Origin of the sequence: Dethiosulfatarculus sandiegensis, from assembly GCF_000931935.2 — a bacterium.
Classification (GTDB): domain Bacteria; phylum Desulfobacterota; class Desulfarculia; order Desulfarculales; family Desulfarculaceae; genus Dethiosulfatarculus; species Dethiosulfatarculus sandiegensis.
The window spans coordinates 238,009-252,567 of the sequence record NZ_AZAC01000003.1; the positions used below are offsets into that span (position 1 = coordinate 238,009).

The window sequence follows — 14,559 nt, forward strand, 5'->3', positions numbered from 1 at the left end:
GGCCGCATATGCCCAAAATTTTGATAGTGGACGATGAAGAGCATATCCGCTACCTGTACGCCGAAGAGCTTACTGAGGACGGCTATGAAGTGGTAACCGCTGACTCCGGTTACAAGCTCCTGGAGCGCATAGCGGATGAAAAACCGAACCTTGTGGTTTTGGATATCAAGATGGTGGATTATAACGGTCTGGATCTTCTCCAGGATATCCGTAATAAATATTATGATCTGCCTGTGGTGCTCTGCACTGCCTACGACACCTTTAAGGAAGATATGAAATCCATTGCCGCTGATTTTTATGTGATTAAATCATTTGATCTCACTGAGTTGAAAAATAAGATAAAAATGGCCCTGGAAGCCCAGGTGCCGCCTTCCTAGAGTTGAGCCGACGTCTGCGGGAGCCTGGATTGCCAAGGCTTTTTTCGGTCGTCGGTTCTCTTTTTTTTCGCACTGCCAAATTACCTTACGCCTATTCTTTTTGGGCCTTGCGTATTCTTGCCGCTCGCTCATAGACTCTTCCCCTAAAATAGATCCCGAAAGAAAGGACACGCCCATAAGTGCCGGGAGGACCGGTGCTTTTTATTGAAAAAGAAAGAGAATCGCAGACAGGGAAATAAAAGAAAGCAACGTGGAGAGGGCAACGGAAGCCCCGGCCAGTTCAGCGTCACTCGCCAGTTGCTTGCTTAAAATATAGGAAGCGGGTGAGGTGGGCAGGCTGAAAAAAACCATGGCGATTACAAGGGCGGGACCGTTTATTCCGCTGAGGCTGAATAGTAGGTAGCCAGTTACAGGCAACAAGAGCAGTTTGTATAAACATGAGGCAAAGGCGGGACCAAGCCGCCCCCGCAATTTATCCAGGGCCAGGCTGCTTCCCACAGACAAAAGGGCCAGGGGCAGGGTTATGGAAGACAATAACTTAAGGCTGCTTACCGCGAAAAGGGGCAGGGCTCCCACGACCTTTCCATATAGCACCCCGGCCAGGCAGGCCAGTATCAAGGGGTTGGTAACCATGGCTTTCAGAACCATTTTGGTTTTCTCTTTTTGGGAATAGGCCTGAGGCGAGAACCAGACCAGGGTGGAGACGGCCAGAACATTGATGAAAGGTATGGCCGTGCTGATTAATATGGCGAATCCGGCAACGCCTTGCTCACCTAAATAGTTAAAAATAATAGCCATTCCCACATAGGTGTTAAAGCGGTAGCTGACTTGGGAAAAGGCCCCGATCTGGTGTTGAGGCAGCTTGAAAAGTCGGGCGTGAATCAGGGTCAATAGCCAGATTGTAAAAATGGACCCTAAAACCAGGGGAAAGACCTCAAGAATTTTGAGTTCCAAGGTGGAGTTCTGGGCTCCAGCCTGAGATTGGGCCACTTTCCAGAACAAAAGGCAGGGAAAAAATATGTAGTAGACCAGCCGGTCCGAGACACGGAAAAAATCAGGGCCTGCCAGCTTGAAATAGATCAGTCCTTTACCCAGGGCCACCAGGAGAAAAACCGGAAGAACTGTTTCTAAAATGCCGCCCAACCTCTACCCTCCCAGGAGTAGGTAAAATAAGCCCGATTTTTTTGGATAGTCATTCGGGCCGAAAATGCACTTTGTGATGACTTGCCTGCGTATCCTGCTAGAATATTAATATAACCTGATCCGCATGGCTTTTAAGCTTAATTTTATTTTGATTACCGATATTTTGTCCCTTATTTAAGTGGGAGATGAAGGGCTTTTTGAATGTCGCTTTTGGTTAAGTTAAGCGCTTCTTTAAGGAACCTTATTGAAAATTATGATCCCGCAAATGGGTTGATTGTAAGTCCCATGGCCAATGAAACCGCAGCCAGCCTTTGTAAAAGGCTGGGTATTGAGCTTAATTTGGTTAAGATCATAATGGTTAACGGCGAGATAAAAGGCAAAGACACCCTTTTAAAGGATGGCGATCGGGTGGCGTTTTTCCCGCCGGTGGGAGGCGGGTAAGCCATGTCGCGCCTCAAGGAAGCCGATGAGCTGAAAAAATACCTGAGCCCTTTTACCGAAGTCCACAGCCAACCCGGTAAAAACGAATTTTTCTCCGTAAATAAAAACGGGCTTCGTGAGTTGTCCAAGGCCAGGAAAATATCCCTCAGGCAGGCCATGATTCTTTGTCTTGAGAACGGAATCTGGCCGGAGAGGTTTCGTTCCAATCGCGGGAGCCTCACCGCAGCCGAGCAGGCGAAAATAGTTGCTTCCAGTGTGGCTGTCTTAGGCGCCGGAGGGTTGGGCGGTTACGTAGTCACCCTATTGGCTCGGCTGGGAGTGGGCAAGCTTGCGATCTGCGACGGGGATGTATTTGAGGAAAGCAATCTGAACCGCCAGTTGCTTTGCAACCTTGAGACCTTGGGACGGGAAAAGGCCTTGTGTGCGGCGGAGGTCGCGGTCCGCATCAATCCGGCTGTGCAATGTACGGTTTTCGCAGATTGGGCCACCAGCCGGAATTTGCCCCAGATTCTGGAGGGGGCGGATGTGGCCATGGATTGCCTGGATAACCTTAAGGCCCGCTATGAACTGGAGGCTGCGGCCAAGGCCCTTCTGATTCCCTATGTCCATGGAGCCCTGGCCGGCTGGGAAGGTTTTGTGATGACGGTTTTTCCCGGTGATCCGGGGCTGGCCGGGCTGTATGGTCCCGATCCGGTGGAAAAAAGGGACTCCGCTGAAAGCGTTTTGGGGGTGCCCACCCCCACCCCGACTTGGGTGGCGACTCTGCAGGTGGCCGAGCTCACCAAGGTGCTGTTGGGCCGCCAGTCCAGGGACAACCATCGGTTACTGCACCTTGACCTCACAGTGCCGACTGTGGAGACCCTGGAACTGGCTTAAACTCTATTTCAGGAAAGTTCCGTTTTTATATTCCCGGAATGCCAGATCAAGCTCTTCTTCTGTATTCATGACAATGGGGCCGCGCCAGCAGACAGGCTCGACTATGGGCCTGCCTGCAAGTAAAAGCGCCCGCATGGTTTGCCCCCCGGCCCTCATTTCCAAAATTTCGCCGTCATCCAAAAGCACCACTGAGCCGGAGTCCATAAAGGCCCCGCCTTTTGCTATGTCGCCCACCGCCCCCTGACCCTGGAAGATGTAGATTACTGCCTTAAGGCCTCTTTTGATCGGCAATTCCAGTTCCTCCAGGGAGGGCAGGGTTATGTCCAGAATTATCGGTTCAATGATGACCTCCCTCACCGGTCCCCTGGTTCCACTCAGATTCCCCGCTATGACCTTGATCTCAGCTTGATTGGGTTGGGTGAGTGCGGGAATTTCTTTTGCCTTCACCTCGCGGTAGCGGGGGGATGTCATCTTGTGCGACCTGGGGAGATTCGCCCAAATCTGGAATCCGAGAAAAGGCGTGTCTTTCTGCACAATCGGCATCTCCTGGTGAATTATGCCGCTTCCCGCTGTCATCCATTGCACTTCTCCCGGTTTGATGACACCCTGGTTGCCCAGGCTGTCTTTGTGCTCCACTTGGCCTGCGAGCATATAGGTTATGGTTTCTATACCTCTGTGCGGGTGCCAAGGGAATCCCGGCGCATAATCCCCAGGATTGTCGGATTGAAAGTGGTCCAGCATCAGGAAGGGGTCAAACAAGGGGACCTGGGCCTGCCCAAAGCCCCTGCGCAAAAGCACGCCGGCGCCTTCCCTGGTGGGTTGGCTCTGAAAAGCGGCCTTGATTTCGCGGATTTTCGGCATGCTTTTCTCCTTCTCCCCAGTGCCCCCCAAAAAAAATCAAAAGGGTTATATCAAAAATCCTGACAAAGGATTAAAAAATTCACAAGTAAATTAATGGGATTTTTGAGCGGCTGGAGAGGCAACAAGACAAGGAAGGGAAAAGAGCAGGTTCATAAAAATCAGGTTTTTTTTGAATGGGCTTCCCGCACCAGGGGATTGAAAAAGCTGATGGCCGTACAGACATTAAAAGCCAGCTCCCTGGGGAACAGGGCCAGCCGGTCGCCGGTTTTGAGGGCCTTGTCTTCCGCTATGGGGCGGCCGTTGAGCATGAGCACCCTAACCACATCCCCATCCAGCCCCAGCTTGATCAGGGCGTCGGAAACCTTGGAGCCTTGCTCAAGTTCCAGGCTTAACTCTCCCCTGTCATGGCCTGATATGCGCTTGCGCAAAGGGCCGCCCAACTTGATGCTGATCAGCATGTCTCTCCATTAGGGCCAAAGGCCGGGGCATTTGATCCCGGCCTTTGGCATGGCTCGCAAAAAAGCTTAGAAGTCCAACACCTTGTCCAGTTCTTCGTCAGAGACGTCAAAGACAACGTTGTGAGGCGGCAGCTTTTCATACTTGAAGAAGTCAGGCAGCCTGTCGTCGGCTTTGTTGAAACCGGCCTTGGTGTTGAAGTCCTTTTCAATGGTGAGGACTTTTTTACCCAGGTCGTTGACATCGTCGGCTGTTATGGTCCAGCCGTACTTGGCATTCAACATGTCCACTATGGCGGCCAGGGCGTCCGGGATATCCAGTACGGCAAAGGCCACAAACAGGCAGAGTCCGGCTGTGTCTATGCTGGCGGTGGCCACCTGCAGCCCCTGGCTCAGTTCTATCTGGCCCTGGGACTTCAAGGGGTCCACATCTCCGCCGACCTTCAGGATGTTGGCGGTGGTGGCATAGCCTGCGGTGTGATCCGCGCCCATGGGGGTGGTGGCATAGGTCACGCCGAGGCCCTTGACCGAGCGTGGGTCATAGGCGGGCATGGACTGTCCCTTGACCACAGGCACTCTGCTCACGCCCAACACCCGGCCGGTGGTGGCGGTGCCTGCACCGATAACCTTGCCCATGGGGGTGCCCTCACCCACCTCGGCCAGGAGTTTTTCCGCGCCCTTGGCATCGCCAAAGTTCAGGATGCCTGCCTCCATGGCAACCGCCATGGCGCAACCCGTATCTATAGTGTCCAGCCCAAAGTCGTCGCACATGTAGTCAATGCGGGCAATGGCGTCCAGATCGTCGATCCCGCAGTTGGGCCCCCAGGCCCACACGGTTTCATATTCCGGCCATTTGCTTACATAGTCGCCCTTTTCATCGACATAGATGCCGGAACAGCGAATCATGCAGCCGGTCATGCAGCCGTGGGTTGGGTTGCCGCCGCGTTTGACCGTGACTTCGTTCAAGGTCTCGCCGGAGACCTTTTCCGCCCCTTCAAAGTTTCCGGCGCTGAAGTTCCTGGTGGGCAGGCCGCCTGCCTCGTTCAGGATGTTGGTAAGCACGTTGGTGCCGTAGGTGGGCAGGCCGCCGGAGGTAACCGGGTGCTCGCTCAAGGCCTTGGCAAAACGTTTGGCCGCGGCTTTAAACGCCTCTTTGTCTGCTATGGGAGAGCTCGCGCCGCCTTCAGGGTCAATGACAATGGCTTTGAGCTTTTTGGAGCCCATCACTGCGCCGAGGCCGCCTCTGCCCGCATGGCGCGAAGGGCGAAGCTCCCGATCGGTGAAGGCCACACTGGCGCTGTTCATCAGGTTCTCACCTGCCTGGCCAATGCTCACATAACCGCATTTGTCACCGTATTCCTGCACCAGTTTGGCTACGGTGTCGTAGTTGCCCAGGCCTTTCAAGTGGCCGGCGGCCACCAGTTCCGCCTTGTCCTTACCGACTTTGAGCAGGAAGAGGGCGTCGTCAGAAGGGATTCCCTCCACAATTATTCCGTGGATTCCCAGTTTGGCCAGATATGCTCCGGCCTGTCCGCCGGTATTGGATTCTTTGATGCCGCCGGTCAAGGGGCTTTTGGCTCCCACTGATAAACGGCCACTGTTGGCACAGTTGGTGCCACCCAAAAGGCCGGGAGCAAAGATGAGCTTGTTTAAAGGGCCGATGGCAGTGGCTGTGGGGTCCACTTCGTCCGCCACCACGGCGGAGGTGAAACCGCGTCCGCCCAGGCCCTGCCATTTTTCGGGGACGTCTTCAAATTTGGTCGACTTGGCTGCCATGTCGACGCGGAGGATCTTGAACATATATAATCTCCTCGCATTATGGTTTTTTAACACTTAAATACTTACTGATCATAAAGGTATAGTCAAGGAAAAATGTTAATATATTTAATGGGTTAGCTATGTCATTTGTGACATAAGTGATAGCTTGCCGGAATTTTTATATTTATGAGATGTAATTGGAATGGATTATTTCGAGCTGAGTGGGGCTTTTGACCTACACCTGGCCGGGTGGAAACACTCCACTCGGCCAAGTTGAATTGGGAAAGGATATTTAGGGCTTATGATCCACGGCCAAAACCGCACAAGGGATAGCGGCAGCCTCCGGCACAGTTGCGGCAGAACCCGCCATGGGACAGCTCGGCTATCTTGGCCCGGTCAAAATGTTCTCCGGTGAGCACCCTGGGCAGGATAAGGTCCAGGATGGTTGTTTTGTAGAACAGGGCGCAGGCCGGCACTCCCAGTATGGGCAGTTTGCGGCCATGGCTGACCAGGTCTCCCACCAAGAACATGGCCCCTGGCAACACCGGGGTGCCGTAGATAAGGTTCCTGCCGCCCGCATCGGCAATACCCATCCTGGTGACGTCATCCGGGTCCACACTCATGCCTGCCGTAGTGATTATGATCTCCGCGCCTTGGCCCACCAGGTCCGTGATGGTCTGAGCCACCACCCGGCGGTCGTCCGGACAAAGGGCCGATCCCACGGTCTCGGCTCCCAGCTCCTTTAATTTTTGGGAGACAATGTCTGCGAATTTATCTTCAATGATTCCTTCATAGACTTCGTTGCCGGTGACCACAATGCCGGCTTTCAGGGGCCGATACGGTCTCACCTGCAAAAGTCCGCCGTTTTTTTCCGCAACTTCACAGGCCTGGTGTACGTAATTTTTATCCACCAGAAGGGGGATGGCCCGGGTCCCGGCCAGGATGTCCCCTTTTTTAACCGGGGTGTAGCGATGAATTGCGGAACAGGTGACGTCCGGAACCATGTTGAATTCTATAAGCCGCTCTTTATCCAGATAAAAGATGCCGTCGTGCCTGGCCTTGAAGTTGATTTTGCCCTCGGCCGGAGGACCGACCTGTTCAACTCCCGGCCCGCAGAGTGACTGGAACATAAGCTCAGCCGCCTGGTCCTCATGGTAGAGATGGGCGGCCACTTCCAGCACATAGAGGTGCCTTTTGCCCAGCCGCCTTAAGTGGGGCAGGTCTTCTTTGGTAACTACATAGCCTTTTTTAAAGGCCGGGCCCTTGCTTGCGCCGGGGACAATTTCGGTGATGTCATGGGCCAGCATAAGCCCCACCGAGTCTTCCAGGGCAACCATGCGCCCCAGTTCAACTGCTGCGCATTGTTCTCCGCATCCGTAGTCTGTCATGGAAACCTCCTGAATTCACACCCTGAGCAGGCTTTAAGACGTTGGTCAGTAGAGATTGTTTTACCAAAGTCATTTCAACTGTGGCCCCGGTCAATCTGTCTCCAAGGGAACTGCGAAATCCATTCTTGGATAAAAGACACAACATGACCTGATTAAGGGTTCGAATATAGATTGTTTTTAGCTCCCCATGGCCTGGTCGCATTCTTTAGGCGGCTTTTGCCGTGAGTAACCTGTTGCCATTTACGGTTCAGTGTTGATAGAGTTAATCCCTAAAATTACATGGTAACCACAGGAAGGATAATGATGCAGTCAATACCAGGTAATGTCTTTCCCCGCAAGCTTGACGGCCCTTTGCCCCAGGCAGTGGATGCCGAAGGGGTTTGGATCATCGACAACCAAGGCCGCCGCTACTTGGATGCCAGCGGGGGCGCGGTAGTCGTTAATCTGGGTCATGCCAGAAAAGAGCTGGCAGAGGCTGTCTCCAGCCAGATCCTGCATGGCTATTATGCTCATCCCACCATGTTCACTACACCAGTAGTGGAAGAGTTTGCAAGTGCGTTGACCGCCCACGCCCCTTTGGGCATTGAACGATTTTATTTTATGACCAGCGGAAGCGAGGCTGTGGAGACCTCCATCAAATTGGCCCGACAGATTCAGCTGGCCAGAAAGGAACCGGGGCGCTTCAGGCTTATCGCCCGCTGGAAATCATACCACGGCTTGAGCCTGGGGGCCTTGTCAGCCATGGGGCGCACCAGCTTCCGCACCCCCTATGCGCCGATGCTGCCCCAGGTGGAGCATGTTCCGCCCCCCTATTGCCTCAGGTGCTCCTTTGGTCTGAAATATCCGGAGTGTGACTTAAGGTGCGCCCGTTTTCTGGAGGAGACCATTTTAAATCTGGGGCCGGAGACTGTGAGCGCCTTTTTAGGGGAGACAATCAGCGGCGCCACCCTGGCCAGTTGCCCGCCTCCGCCGGATTACTGGCGGGTTATTAGGGAAATTTGCGACAAATACGGGGTGCTTTTGATTCACGATGAAGTCATGGTCGGCATGGGACGCACTGGCCGCTGGTTTGCAAGCGATCATTACGGCGTGGCTCCGGACCTGGTGACCATGGGCAAGGGGATCAGCGGAGGGTGTGCGCCCCTGTCCGCCGTGGGGGTGCAAAAGGAACATTTTGATCTTCTCAGAAAGACTACGGGCTTTGTGCACGGAGGCACCTTTTCCCACCACCCGGTCTCTTGCGCGGCCGGATTGGCTGCCTTGCGTATTCTGGAAAGGGAAAACCTCATAGAGCGGGCCGAGAAAATAGGCGTGGTTTTGGGTGAAAAACTGAAACAACGCTTTAGCGACCACCCCAGGGTGGCTGAAGTGCGGGGGATCGGCATGCTTTGGGGGGTGGAGCTGGTTCAGGATAAAGAAACCTGTTTGCCCTATCCCAGAGAAGAGAAGGTTACCGAGCGTATCTGGAAAAAACTTTTCAAAAAGGGCATTATTCTTTACAAATCAATGGGCATGGCAGGCAAAGACGGTGATGGGCTGGTTATTTCGCCGCCTTTCATTATCGAAGAAGAGGATTTGGATTTTGTGGTCCAGAGTTTGGGCCGGGCCGTTGACAAGGTGGTTGGCTGATCAATGGAAGGCCAGGCCCTTTGGGGCCTGGCTTTATTACCTGCTCGGGTTGCTATTGGCCTGTTTTTTCAGGCGGCAGGTTGAGGATCTCCCGGGCCTCGGCGCAGGTTGCCACTTCCCGGCCCAAGATTCGAGCCAGCTTTACAGTGCGCTCCACAAAATCCGCATTGCTCGAGGCCTTGACCCCCCGACTCAGATACAGGTTGTCTTCAAAACCCACCCGTACATTGCCGCCCATGAGCATGGCGTGGGTGGTCAAGGGCAGCTGATTGGCCCCGGCGGCCAGAACCGACCATAAGGCCCCTTGGGGCAGGCGGCTCACAAAACTTAAAAGCGAAGGCAGATCCGCAGGCGCCCCCCATTTAATACCCAGGCAGATCTGAAAATAAGGCGGCGCTTCAATCAGGCCCTTTTGCACCAGGTCCGCAGCCTGCAGCACATGCCCCACCTCAAAGACCTCCATCTCCGGCTTGACCTTTTTCTGCTGCATGCGCCTGGCTGCTTTTTCCACCCATTCGGCGGGATTGATAAATACATTACCCCTGAAGTTCAGGCTGCCCACATCAAGTGAGCAGAGATCCGGTCCCAGTTCAGCCGGCATCAACCTGGCCTCGCCCGGGTCCGGATCCTCTATGCTGAAGGCGCTGGTGGTGAGGTTTATCAGCATGTCGCTTTCAGCGCGAACCCGTTCAACCACCTCGCTAAAAAGCTCACGCTTGAAATCAGGCTTGCCGGTTTTGGGGTCTCTTACATGTACATGCACCACGCTTGCACCGGCCCTCCAGCAACGTAGAGCCTCTTTGGCAATTTCTTTTGGGGAATAAGGTACATTAGGGTTCTGCTCGCGCATGGGAGCCGAGCCGCATACCGCGGCTGTGATGATCAGTTTGGCCAAGTTTTCTCCTCCACGGGTTGTCTCCGGTTTGGGTAAGAGATTTTTTCGTGTTCAGTTATGGTTGAGAAACCAGTTCCCACCGGCCTGCGGCCGGATGCGGCGGGCGCGTCCTTTGGGCGGGAAAAATTTTTGCACCCAGGGCCTGATTCTACGGTCCAATATTTTGTACGTAATTTTTCCTTTAGTTAATTATACTTAGCAAATGGTTACATCTTGGTTTATTTTTTTGGGTATAAAATTTTGTACCCTGCTGGAAGTTAAATTTTGAACGGTTTGCCGATAAAATTATAACTAACTGTAATTGCTATATTTATTTTACATTAAAGATATTCTGTGTTTTTGGCATCTAAATTGCATTGCCAATCAGTACCCTTTTTCTTTTTCCCTTTCTGATAGCGCCGGGTCTACCCAACCCGGCGTTATCTATTTCAGGGGTGCAAGGCGTCTGACTAGTTTCAGGCGCTTTGTTTTTTTATTGGTGCCTGCGTCTACGCACCAGGAATACTGGGCAAGGTGCTCTGCGGCTCACCTTTTCGGCCACGCCTCCCATGAACATGCCCGACACGGCAGAGGTTCCCCTGGCTCCCATCACAATAAAATCGGTCTTTTCTTCTTCCGCCACTTTGATGATCTGGTTATAGGGCACCCCATAGCGCACCAGGGTTGTCACTTTAAGCTTTTTGTCGTATTTGATGCCTTTTTGTTTTTCCTGCTCCAGTACGGTTTTAATTTCCTGGGCCATGTCGTCATGCGACATTTTTTTATAGAATTCGTCTTTAAGCTCCTCATGGGCATAGGGCATGCTTTGCATGACTCTGCCGTCCACCACGTGCAGAACTAAAAGTTCGACATCCAGGGCAGAGCCAAAGGTAAAGGCATATTCCAGGGCGCGGTTAGATGCCTCGGAAAGGTCTGTGGGGACCAGAATTTTAGTGAACTTCTTCATTTTGCCCTCCTTGGGGAGTCCATGGACCAAAACCCGCTATATATTTCAGCCAGGCCGCCAAGCTGGGATGCTCCACTCCTATCACCAGAAGACTGCCTGACTTAAGGCTGTTAAGGTCAAGGGCCTTCCGGCCTATGGTAAGCTGTGTTTGATTTATAGGGGAAAGAAAAAAACGTATATTCGGCAGAAGTTTTTTACCTTCGTCAACCACCAGCCATTTGCCCTGGCGTGTGGTTCGCTCCGGCGAGGTGTTCGGCAGCCCCGTGCCCACTGATTCCATTTTGGTGGCCAGGTTTAAAAGCCCTTTTCCCGCCACTTCGAACACGCCTTGAACCTTGGTTTTTTCCACTGAATGGCGGTAGGTCAGAAAGAGCTGTTCCCCTGTCGATGCCTTTACCGCTTCCACCAGGCGGTTTTTTTCTCTGGGCAAGCGAATGGTAAGGGCTGTTATTGGTTGCATAACAAGGGCCGTGACGGCCAAAAATGCCGCCACGGCCGGAATGATTATCAGTTTCAGCGATAGGCGCGGCAGTTTTTTTCTCCTGTCGGCTTGGGCTGCTAAGCTACCTGGGCTTTTGCTTTGCCTTTGCGGTTCTTTTGCCAAAAATAGATCACAACCAACATGATCACCGCTCCGGCGTTGGCCAGATGCTCGTTGATCAACACCCCTGCGACTTCAAGATGGCTGGGGTTGACCAGCATAAAGGCCAGGCCCAGGAACAAAAGCCTTTCCCAGATAAAGGTCTTCACCACCCAATGCCCCTGGATAAAGACCGACCAGCAGAACATGCCGATGATCGAAACCGGGATGATGTACATTAACTCCATGAAATTGGTGTTGTACATCAATAATTTGGTGTTCAGGATAAACATGAACGGCAGGGTGAAGGCCGCCAGATCCAATCGGAAGCTTTTCCACCCCGTCTTGATGGGGTCTGATCCCGCTATGCCTGCCGCAGCATAGGCGCATAGACCAACCGGCGGGGTGTCGTCCGATACAATGCCGTAGTAAAACACAAACAGGTGCACAGCCACAATCGGCAGGCCCAGGCCCAGGTCGGCGCTGATGGTCATGATAGCCGGAGCGGTCATGGCGGCCATAATGATATAGGTGGCTGTGGTGGGAAGCCCCATGCCCAGGATAATGCAGGCGATAACGCTGAAGATCAAGGTCAGCATCAGGCTGCCGCCCGCCGCCTCGGTGATCAGGGTGGCCATTTTGAGACCCAGACCGGTCAAGGTGACCACACCGATGATTATGCCGCAGCAGGCGCAGGCGGCTGCAATGCCCGCCATGTTGCGGGCCCCGGTCTCCAGGGAGCCCAGAACTTCGGCGCTGGTCTGGCGGGGAAAAAATCCCTCGGGATTGGCCTTGTATTCATCATAGGCGGCATAGGGATGGGTTCCGTTTGTTTTAACCAGCTCTGGGAAGAGGCGGTTTGCCCGGTACCAGTTATTGCCGATGGCCACGGCGATTGCCACCAATATGGACCAGGAGGCCGCTGTGGTGGGTGTCCACATCACCACCAGCAAGAGCCAGACCAGGACCACAAGGGGAATCACATAGTGCAGGCCGCTCAATATGGTCTTGACTAAAGGCGGGGTCTCTTCCTTGGTAAGCCCCCTGATATTTTCCTTTACCGCCTCAAGATGCACGATGCTGAAAATGGCTGTGTAGGAGAGTATGGCCGGGATAAAGGCCGCTTTTACAATTTCAAAATAAGAGACTCCGATTATTTCCGCCATGATAAAGGCTGCCGCACCCATGATCGGCGGCATGAGCTGACCGTTGGTTGAGGCGGCAACCTCGACAGCTCCGGCTACATGCGGCTTGAAGCCGACCTTTTTCATCAGGGGAATCGTCATGGCGCCGGTGGTGACGGTGTTGGCTATGGATGAGCCCGAGATGGAACCCATGGCGCAGGAGGCGACCACCGCGGCCTTGGCCGGGCCCCCCCTGTATTTACCCATAGTGGCAAACGACAGGTCTATTAAGTACTGGCCTGCTCCTATTTTGTCTAAAAAGGCGCCAAAGAGCACAAATAAAAAGACAAAGGTGGCCGAGACCCTCAAGGGCACTCCCCAGAGCCCTTCACCGCTCATGAATATATGGTCGATAATGCGATGGACGGTAAATCCCCTGTGGGCCAACTCCCCCGGAATATAGGGGCCCACGTAGGCATAGATCAGAAAGATTATGGTGATGATCGGGAGCATGGGCGAGACGCTTCGCCTGGTGGCTTCCAAGACCAGCAAGATAAGAATCCCGCCGATGACAATGTCATAGGTTGGCGCCGCCCCCTGGGACATGACCACATGATCATAGTTTAAAAACAGGTAAAGGGCAGTTAAACCACCCACGATCGCCAGAATGATATCCGGAATGCTCATACGGTCGTGGGGTGATTTCTTGGATCTGGGCCAGCACAAAAAACACAGAACCATGGCAAAGAAAAGATGTATGGAAAGCTGCTTGGATCCAGGCAGTTCACCGAAAAAACCTGTATAGAGCTGGAAAACCGACATGGCGACGGCAAACCAGAAAACAAAGAAACCGCCTTTGCCGCTGATTGTCCTGGCGCCCGCCTCTGACTCCTGGGCTAACTGCAGGCTGTCGTCCAAGCTTGCGATATCCTCTTTGGGCATGCCTACTCCTAAGGTGAAGCTAGGGGAGGGTTGGGAAAGGCCGGGACGGTAAAATCCGTCCCGGCTTTTTCGGCGTGCAGATCTGAAGAAGTCTTATTTCAGGACACCGACTTCCTTAAAGTATTTTTCGGCGCCGGGATGCAGGGGCACACTCATGCCCACCAGACCGGTCTTGGCATCGATGTTCTTGAATTTGGCGTGGGCCTTTTTCAACTGGGGCAGGTCGCCGTACATGGCTTTTAAGATGGAGTAGACAATGTCGGCTTCCAGGTCGGCCCTGGCCGCCATCATGGCCATCACCGAAACCGTGGGAACGTCCTTGTCATTGCCTTTGTAGGTGCCGCCGGGAACGACCTGCTTGGCATAGAAGGGGTATTTTTTGATCATCTTGTCCACATTGGGACCGGTGATCGGCACGATTTTGATGTCGGAGACCAAGGCGGTGTCCATGATGGTGGCGGCTCCCACTGCCACGGTGTAGAAGGCTGCATCCAGGCGGCCGTCCTTGATGTAGTCCGAGGCCTGGCTGGCCTTGAGCTGCTCGGCTGTGACGTCTTTTGTGGTCATGCCCCAGGCTTCCAGGATCTGCTTTACGTTCTCAGCGGTGCCCGAGCCCACCGGACCGATGGCCACGCGTTTGCCCTTGAGGTCGGCCACGCTGTTGATGCCCGATTTAGCACTGGCGATCAGCTGTACGTGTTCCGGGAAGAGGGTGCATACACCCAACAGGGATTTGATGGGTTTCTGGAACATGGGCTTCATGCCCTTGTTGGCGTAGTTGGCGATGTCGTTTTGCAAAATGGCCAGGTCTGTGTCGCCGGCGCCGATCAGTTTGGCATTGGCCACAGAGGCTCCAGAGGACTCGGCCGTAACTTTGATGTTTTTTTCCTTAAGGTGTTTCCAGGCAATTCTAGAGATGGCTCCGGCCATGGGATAGTAGGCGCCGGCCACCCAGCCGGAGGCTATGGAGACAAACCGGCGGGCAGCGTTGGCCTGCGGCACGGCCATGATCATGGCCAGGGCGAAGACCATTACAAGGATCAAAGACATCTTCTTGCTGCGGATCATCGTTTCCTCCTCAAAAAAAAATGAATGGCTGGCGGCACTGCCGATTTTTGCGGACTAAACCGCCGGTTTATGGCCC

Annotated in this window: 14 protein-coding genes; 4 read left to right on the forward strand and 10 right to left on the reverse strand. The window is 53.7% G+C overall.

Annotation, left to right across the window (positions count from 1 at the left end):
- Positions 1 to 8: 8 nt before the first annotated feature.
- A complete protein-coding gene (locus tag X474_RS03955) occupies positions 9 to 377 on the forward strand; it encodes a response regulator (protein WP_044346871.1) in 369 nt (122 codons plus the stop codon).
- 201 nt (positions 378 to 578) lie between these two features.
- Here the strand turns inward: X474_RS03955 and X474_RS03960 are convergent, their stop codons facing one another.
- On the reverse strand, positions 579 to 1,520 hold the full coding sequence (locus X474_RS03960) for an AEC family transporter (protein ID WP_044346873.1): 942 nt from the start codon (positions 1,518 to 1,520) through the stop codon (positions 579 to 581).
- 201 nt (positions 1,521 to 1,721) lie between these two features.
- Here X474_RS03960 and X474_RS03965 point away from each other — a divergent pair, with 201 nt between their 5' ends.
- Together X474_RS03965 and X474_RS03970 are read left to right on the forward strand one after the other, a co-directional pair.
- A complete protein-coding gene (locus X474_RS03965; RefSeq protein WP_052514836.1) occupies positions 1,722 to 1,961 on the forward strand; it encodes a MoaD/ThiS family protein in 240 nt (79 codons plus the stop codon).
- A gap of 3 nt (positions 1,962 to 1,964) precedes the next feature.
- Positions 1,965 to 2,837 carry a HesA/MoeB/ThiF family protein gene (locus X474_RS03970; RefSeq protein ID WP_052514837.1) on the forward strand — a complete coding sequence of 291 codons (873 nt, stop codon included), beginning with the start codon at positions 1,965 to 1,967 and terminating at the stop codon, positions 2,835 to 2,837.
- A 3-nt stretch (positions 2,838 to 2,840) separates the two neighbouring features.
- On the opposite strand, the gene X474_RS03975 is transcribed toward X474_RS03970, so the two are convergent.
- The 4 genes from X474_RS03975 to X474_RS03990 form a co-directional block, all read right to left on the reverse strand.
- Positions 2,841 to 3,698, reverse strand: coding sequence for a pirin family protein (locus X474_RS03975; RefSeq protein ID WP_044346875.1), 858 nt, complete (start codon positions 3,696 to 3,698; stop codon positions 2,841 to 2,843).
- Positions 3,699 to 3,856: 158 nt separating this feature from the next.
- Positions 3,857 to 4,156 carry a MoaD/ThiS family protein gene (locus tag X474_RS03980; protein ID WP_044346876.1) on the reverse strand — a complete coding sequence of 100 codons (300 nt, stop codon included), beginning with the start codon at positions 4,154 to 4,156 and terminating at the stop codon, positions 3,857 to 3,859.
- Between the two features lie 66 nt (positions 4,157 to 4,222).
- Positions 4,223 to 5,953: an aldehyde ferredoxin oxidoreductase family protein gene (locus tag X474_RS03985; RefSeq protein ID WP_044346878.1), complete on the reverse strand. Its 1,731-nt coding sequence runs from the start codon at positions 5,951 to 5,953 to the stop codon at positions 4,223 to 4,225.
- A 257-nt stretch (positions 5,954 to 6,210) separates the two neighbouring features.
- Positions 6,211 to 7,299, reverse strand: a complete 1,089-nt coding sequence (locus X474_RS03990) for a molybdopterin-binding protein (protein WP_052514838.1) — start codon at positions 7,297 to 7,299, stop codon at positions 6,211 to 6,213.
- Between the two features lie 300 nt (positions 7,300 to 7,599).
- On the opposite strand from X474_RS03990, the gene X474_RS03995 reads away from it, so the two are divergent.
- Entirely contained in the window at positions 7,600 to 8,928 is a 1,329-nt protein-coding gene (locus tag X474_RS03995; RefSeq protein ID WP_197281964.1) for an aminotransferase family protein, read from the forward strand.
- A gap of 52 nt (positions 8,929 to 8,980) precedes the next feature.
- Here the strand turns inward: X474_RS03995 and X474_RS04000 are convergent, their stop codons facing one another.
- The 5 genes from X474_RS04000 to X474_RS04020 form a co-directional block, all read right to left on the reverse strand.
- The gene (locus X474_RS04000; RefSeq protein WP_044346879.1) at positions 8,981 to 9,823 is read right to left on the reverse strand and encodes a beta-keto acid cleavage family enzyme; all 843 of its coding nucleotides are present in this window, start codon (positions 9,821 to 9,823) and stop codon (positions 8,981 to 8,983) included.
- 472 nt (positions 9,824 to 10,295) lie between these two features.
- Positions 10,296 to 10,769, reverse strand: a complete 474-nt coding sequence (locus tag X474_RS04005; RefSeq protein WP_044346880.1) for a universal stress protein — start codon at positions 10,767 to 10,769, stop codon at positions 10,296 to 10,298.
- Positions 10,753 to 11,229 carry a DUF1850 domain-containing protein gene (locus tag X474_RS04010; RefSeq protein WP_156360608.1) on the reverse strand — a complete coding sequence of 159 codons (477 nt, stop codon included), beginning with the start codon at positions 11,227 to 11,229 and terminating at the stop codon, positions 10,753 to 10,755. The genes X474_RS04005 and X474_RS04010 overlap by 17 nt, the downstream gene beginning before the upstream one ends.
- 98 nt (positions 11,230 to 11,327) lie before the next feature.
- Complete coding sequence (locus X474_RS04015; protein WP_044346882.1) at positions 11,328 to 13,415, reverse strand: TRAP transporter permease; 2,088 nt, start codon at positions 13,413 to 13,415, stop codon at positions 11,328 to 11,330.
- Positions 13,416 to 13,508: 93 nt separating this feature from the next.
- Entirely contained in the window at positions 13,509 to 14,483 is a 975-nt protein-coding gene (locus X474_RS04020) for a TAXI family TRAP transporter solute-binding subunit (RefSeq protein WP_052514840.1), read from the reverse strand.
- Positions 14,484 to 14,559 lie beyond the last annotated feature (76 nt).

What these genes read in the sequence shown, in the direction of transcription:
- X474_RS03955 (WP_044346871.1), top strand. Translation starts at nt 9, where the DNA reads ATGCCCAAAATTTTGATAGTGGACGATGAAGAGCATATCCGCTACCTG.
- X474_RS03965 (WP_052514836.1), top strand. Translation starts at nt 1,722, where the DNA reads ATGTCGCTTTTGGTTAAGTTAAGCGCTTCTTTAAGGAACCTTATTGAA.
- X474_RS03970 (WP_052514837.1), top strand. Translation starts at nt 1,965, where the DNA reads ATGTCGCGCCTCAAGGAAGCCGATGAGCTGAAAAAATACCTGAGCCCT.
- X474_RS03975 (WP_044346875.1), bottom strand. Translation starts at nt 3,698, where the DNA reads ATGCCGAAAATCCGCGAAATCAAGGCCGCTTTTCAGAGCCAACCCACC.
- X474_RS03980 (WP_044346876.1), bottom strand. Translation starts at nt 4,156, where the DNA reads ATGCTGATCAGCATCAAGTTGGGCGGCCCTTTGCGCAAGCGCATATCA.
- X474_RS03985 (WP_044346878.1), bottom strand. Translation starts at nt 5,953, where the DNA reads ATGTTCAAGATCCTCCGCGTCGACATGGCAGCCAAGTCGACCAAATTT.
- X474_RS03990 (WP_052514838.1), bottom strand. Translation starts at nt 7,299, where the DNA reads ATGACAGACTACGGATGCGGAGAACAATGCGCAGCAGTTGAACTGGGG.
- X474_RS03995 (WP_197281964.1), top strand. Translation starts at nt 7,600, where the DNA reads ATGATGCAGTCAATACCAGGTAATGTCTTTCCCCGCAAGCTTGACGGC.
- X474_RS04005 (WP_044346880.1), bottom strand. Translation starts at nt 10,769, where the DNA reads ATGAAGAAGTTCACTAAAATTCTGGTCCCCACAGACCTTTCCGAGGCA.
- X474_RS04010 (WP_156360608.1), bottom strand. Translation starts at nt 11,229, where the DNA reads ATGCAACCAATAACAGCCCTTACCATTCGCTTGCCCAGAGAAAAAAAC.
- X474_RS04015 (WP_044346882.1), bottom strand. Translation starts at nt 13,415, where the DNA reads ATGCCCAAAGAGGATATCGCAAGCTTGGACGACAGCCTGCAGTTAGCC.
- X474_RS04020 (WP_052514840.1), bottom strand. Translation starts at nt 14,483, where the DNA reads ATGATCCGCAGCAAGAAGATGTCTTTGATCCTTGTAATGGTCTTCGCC.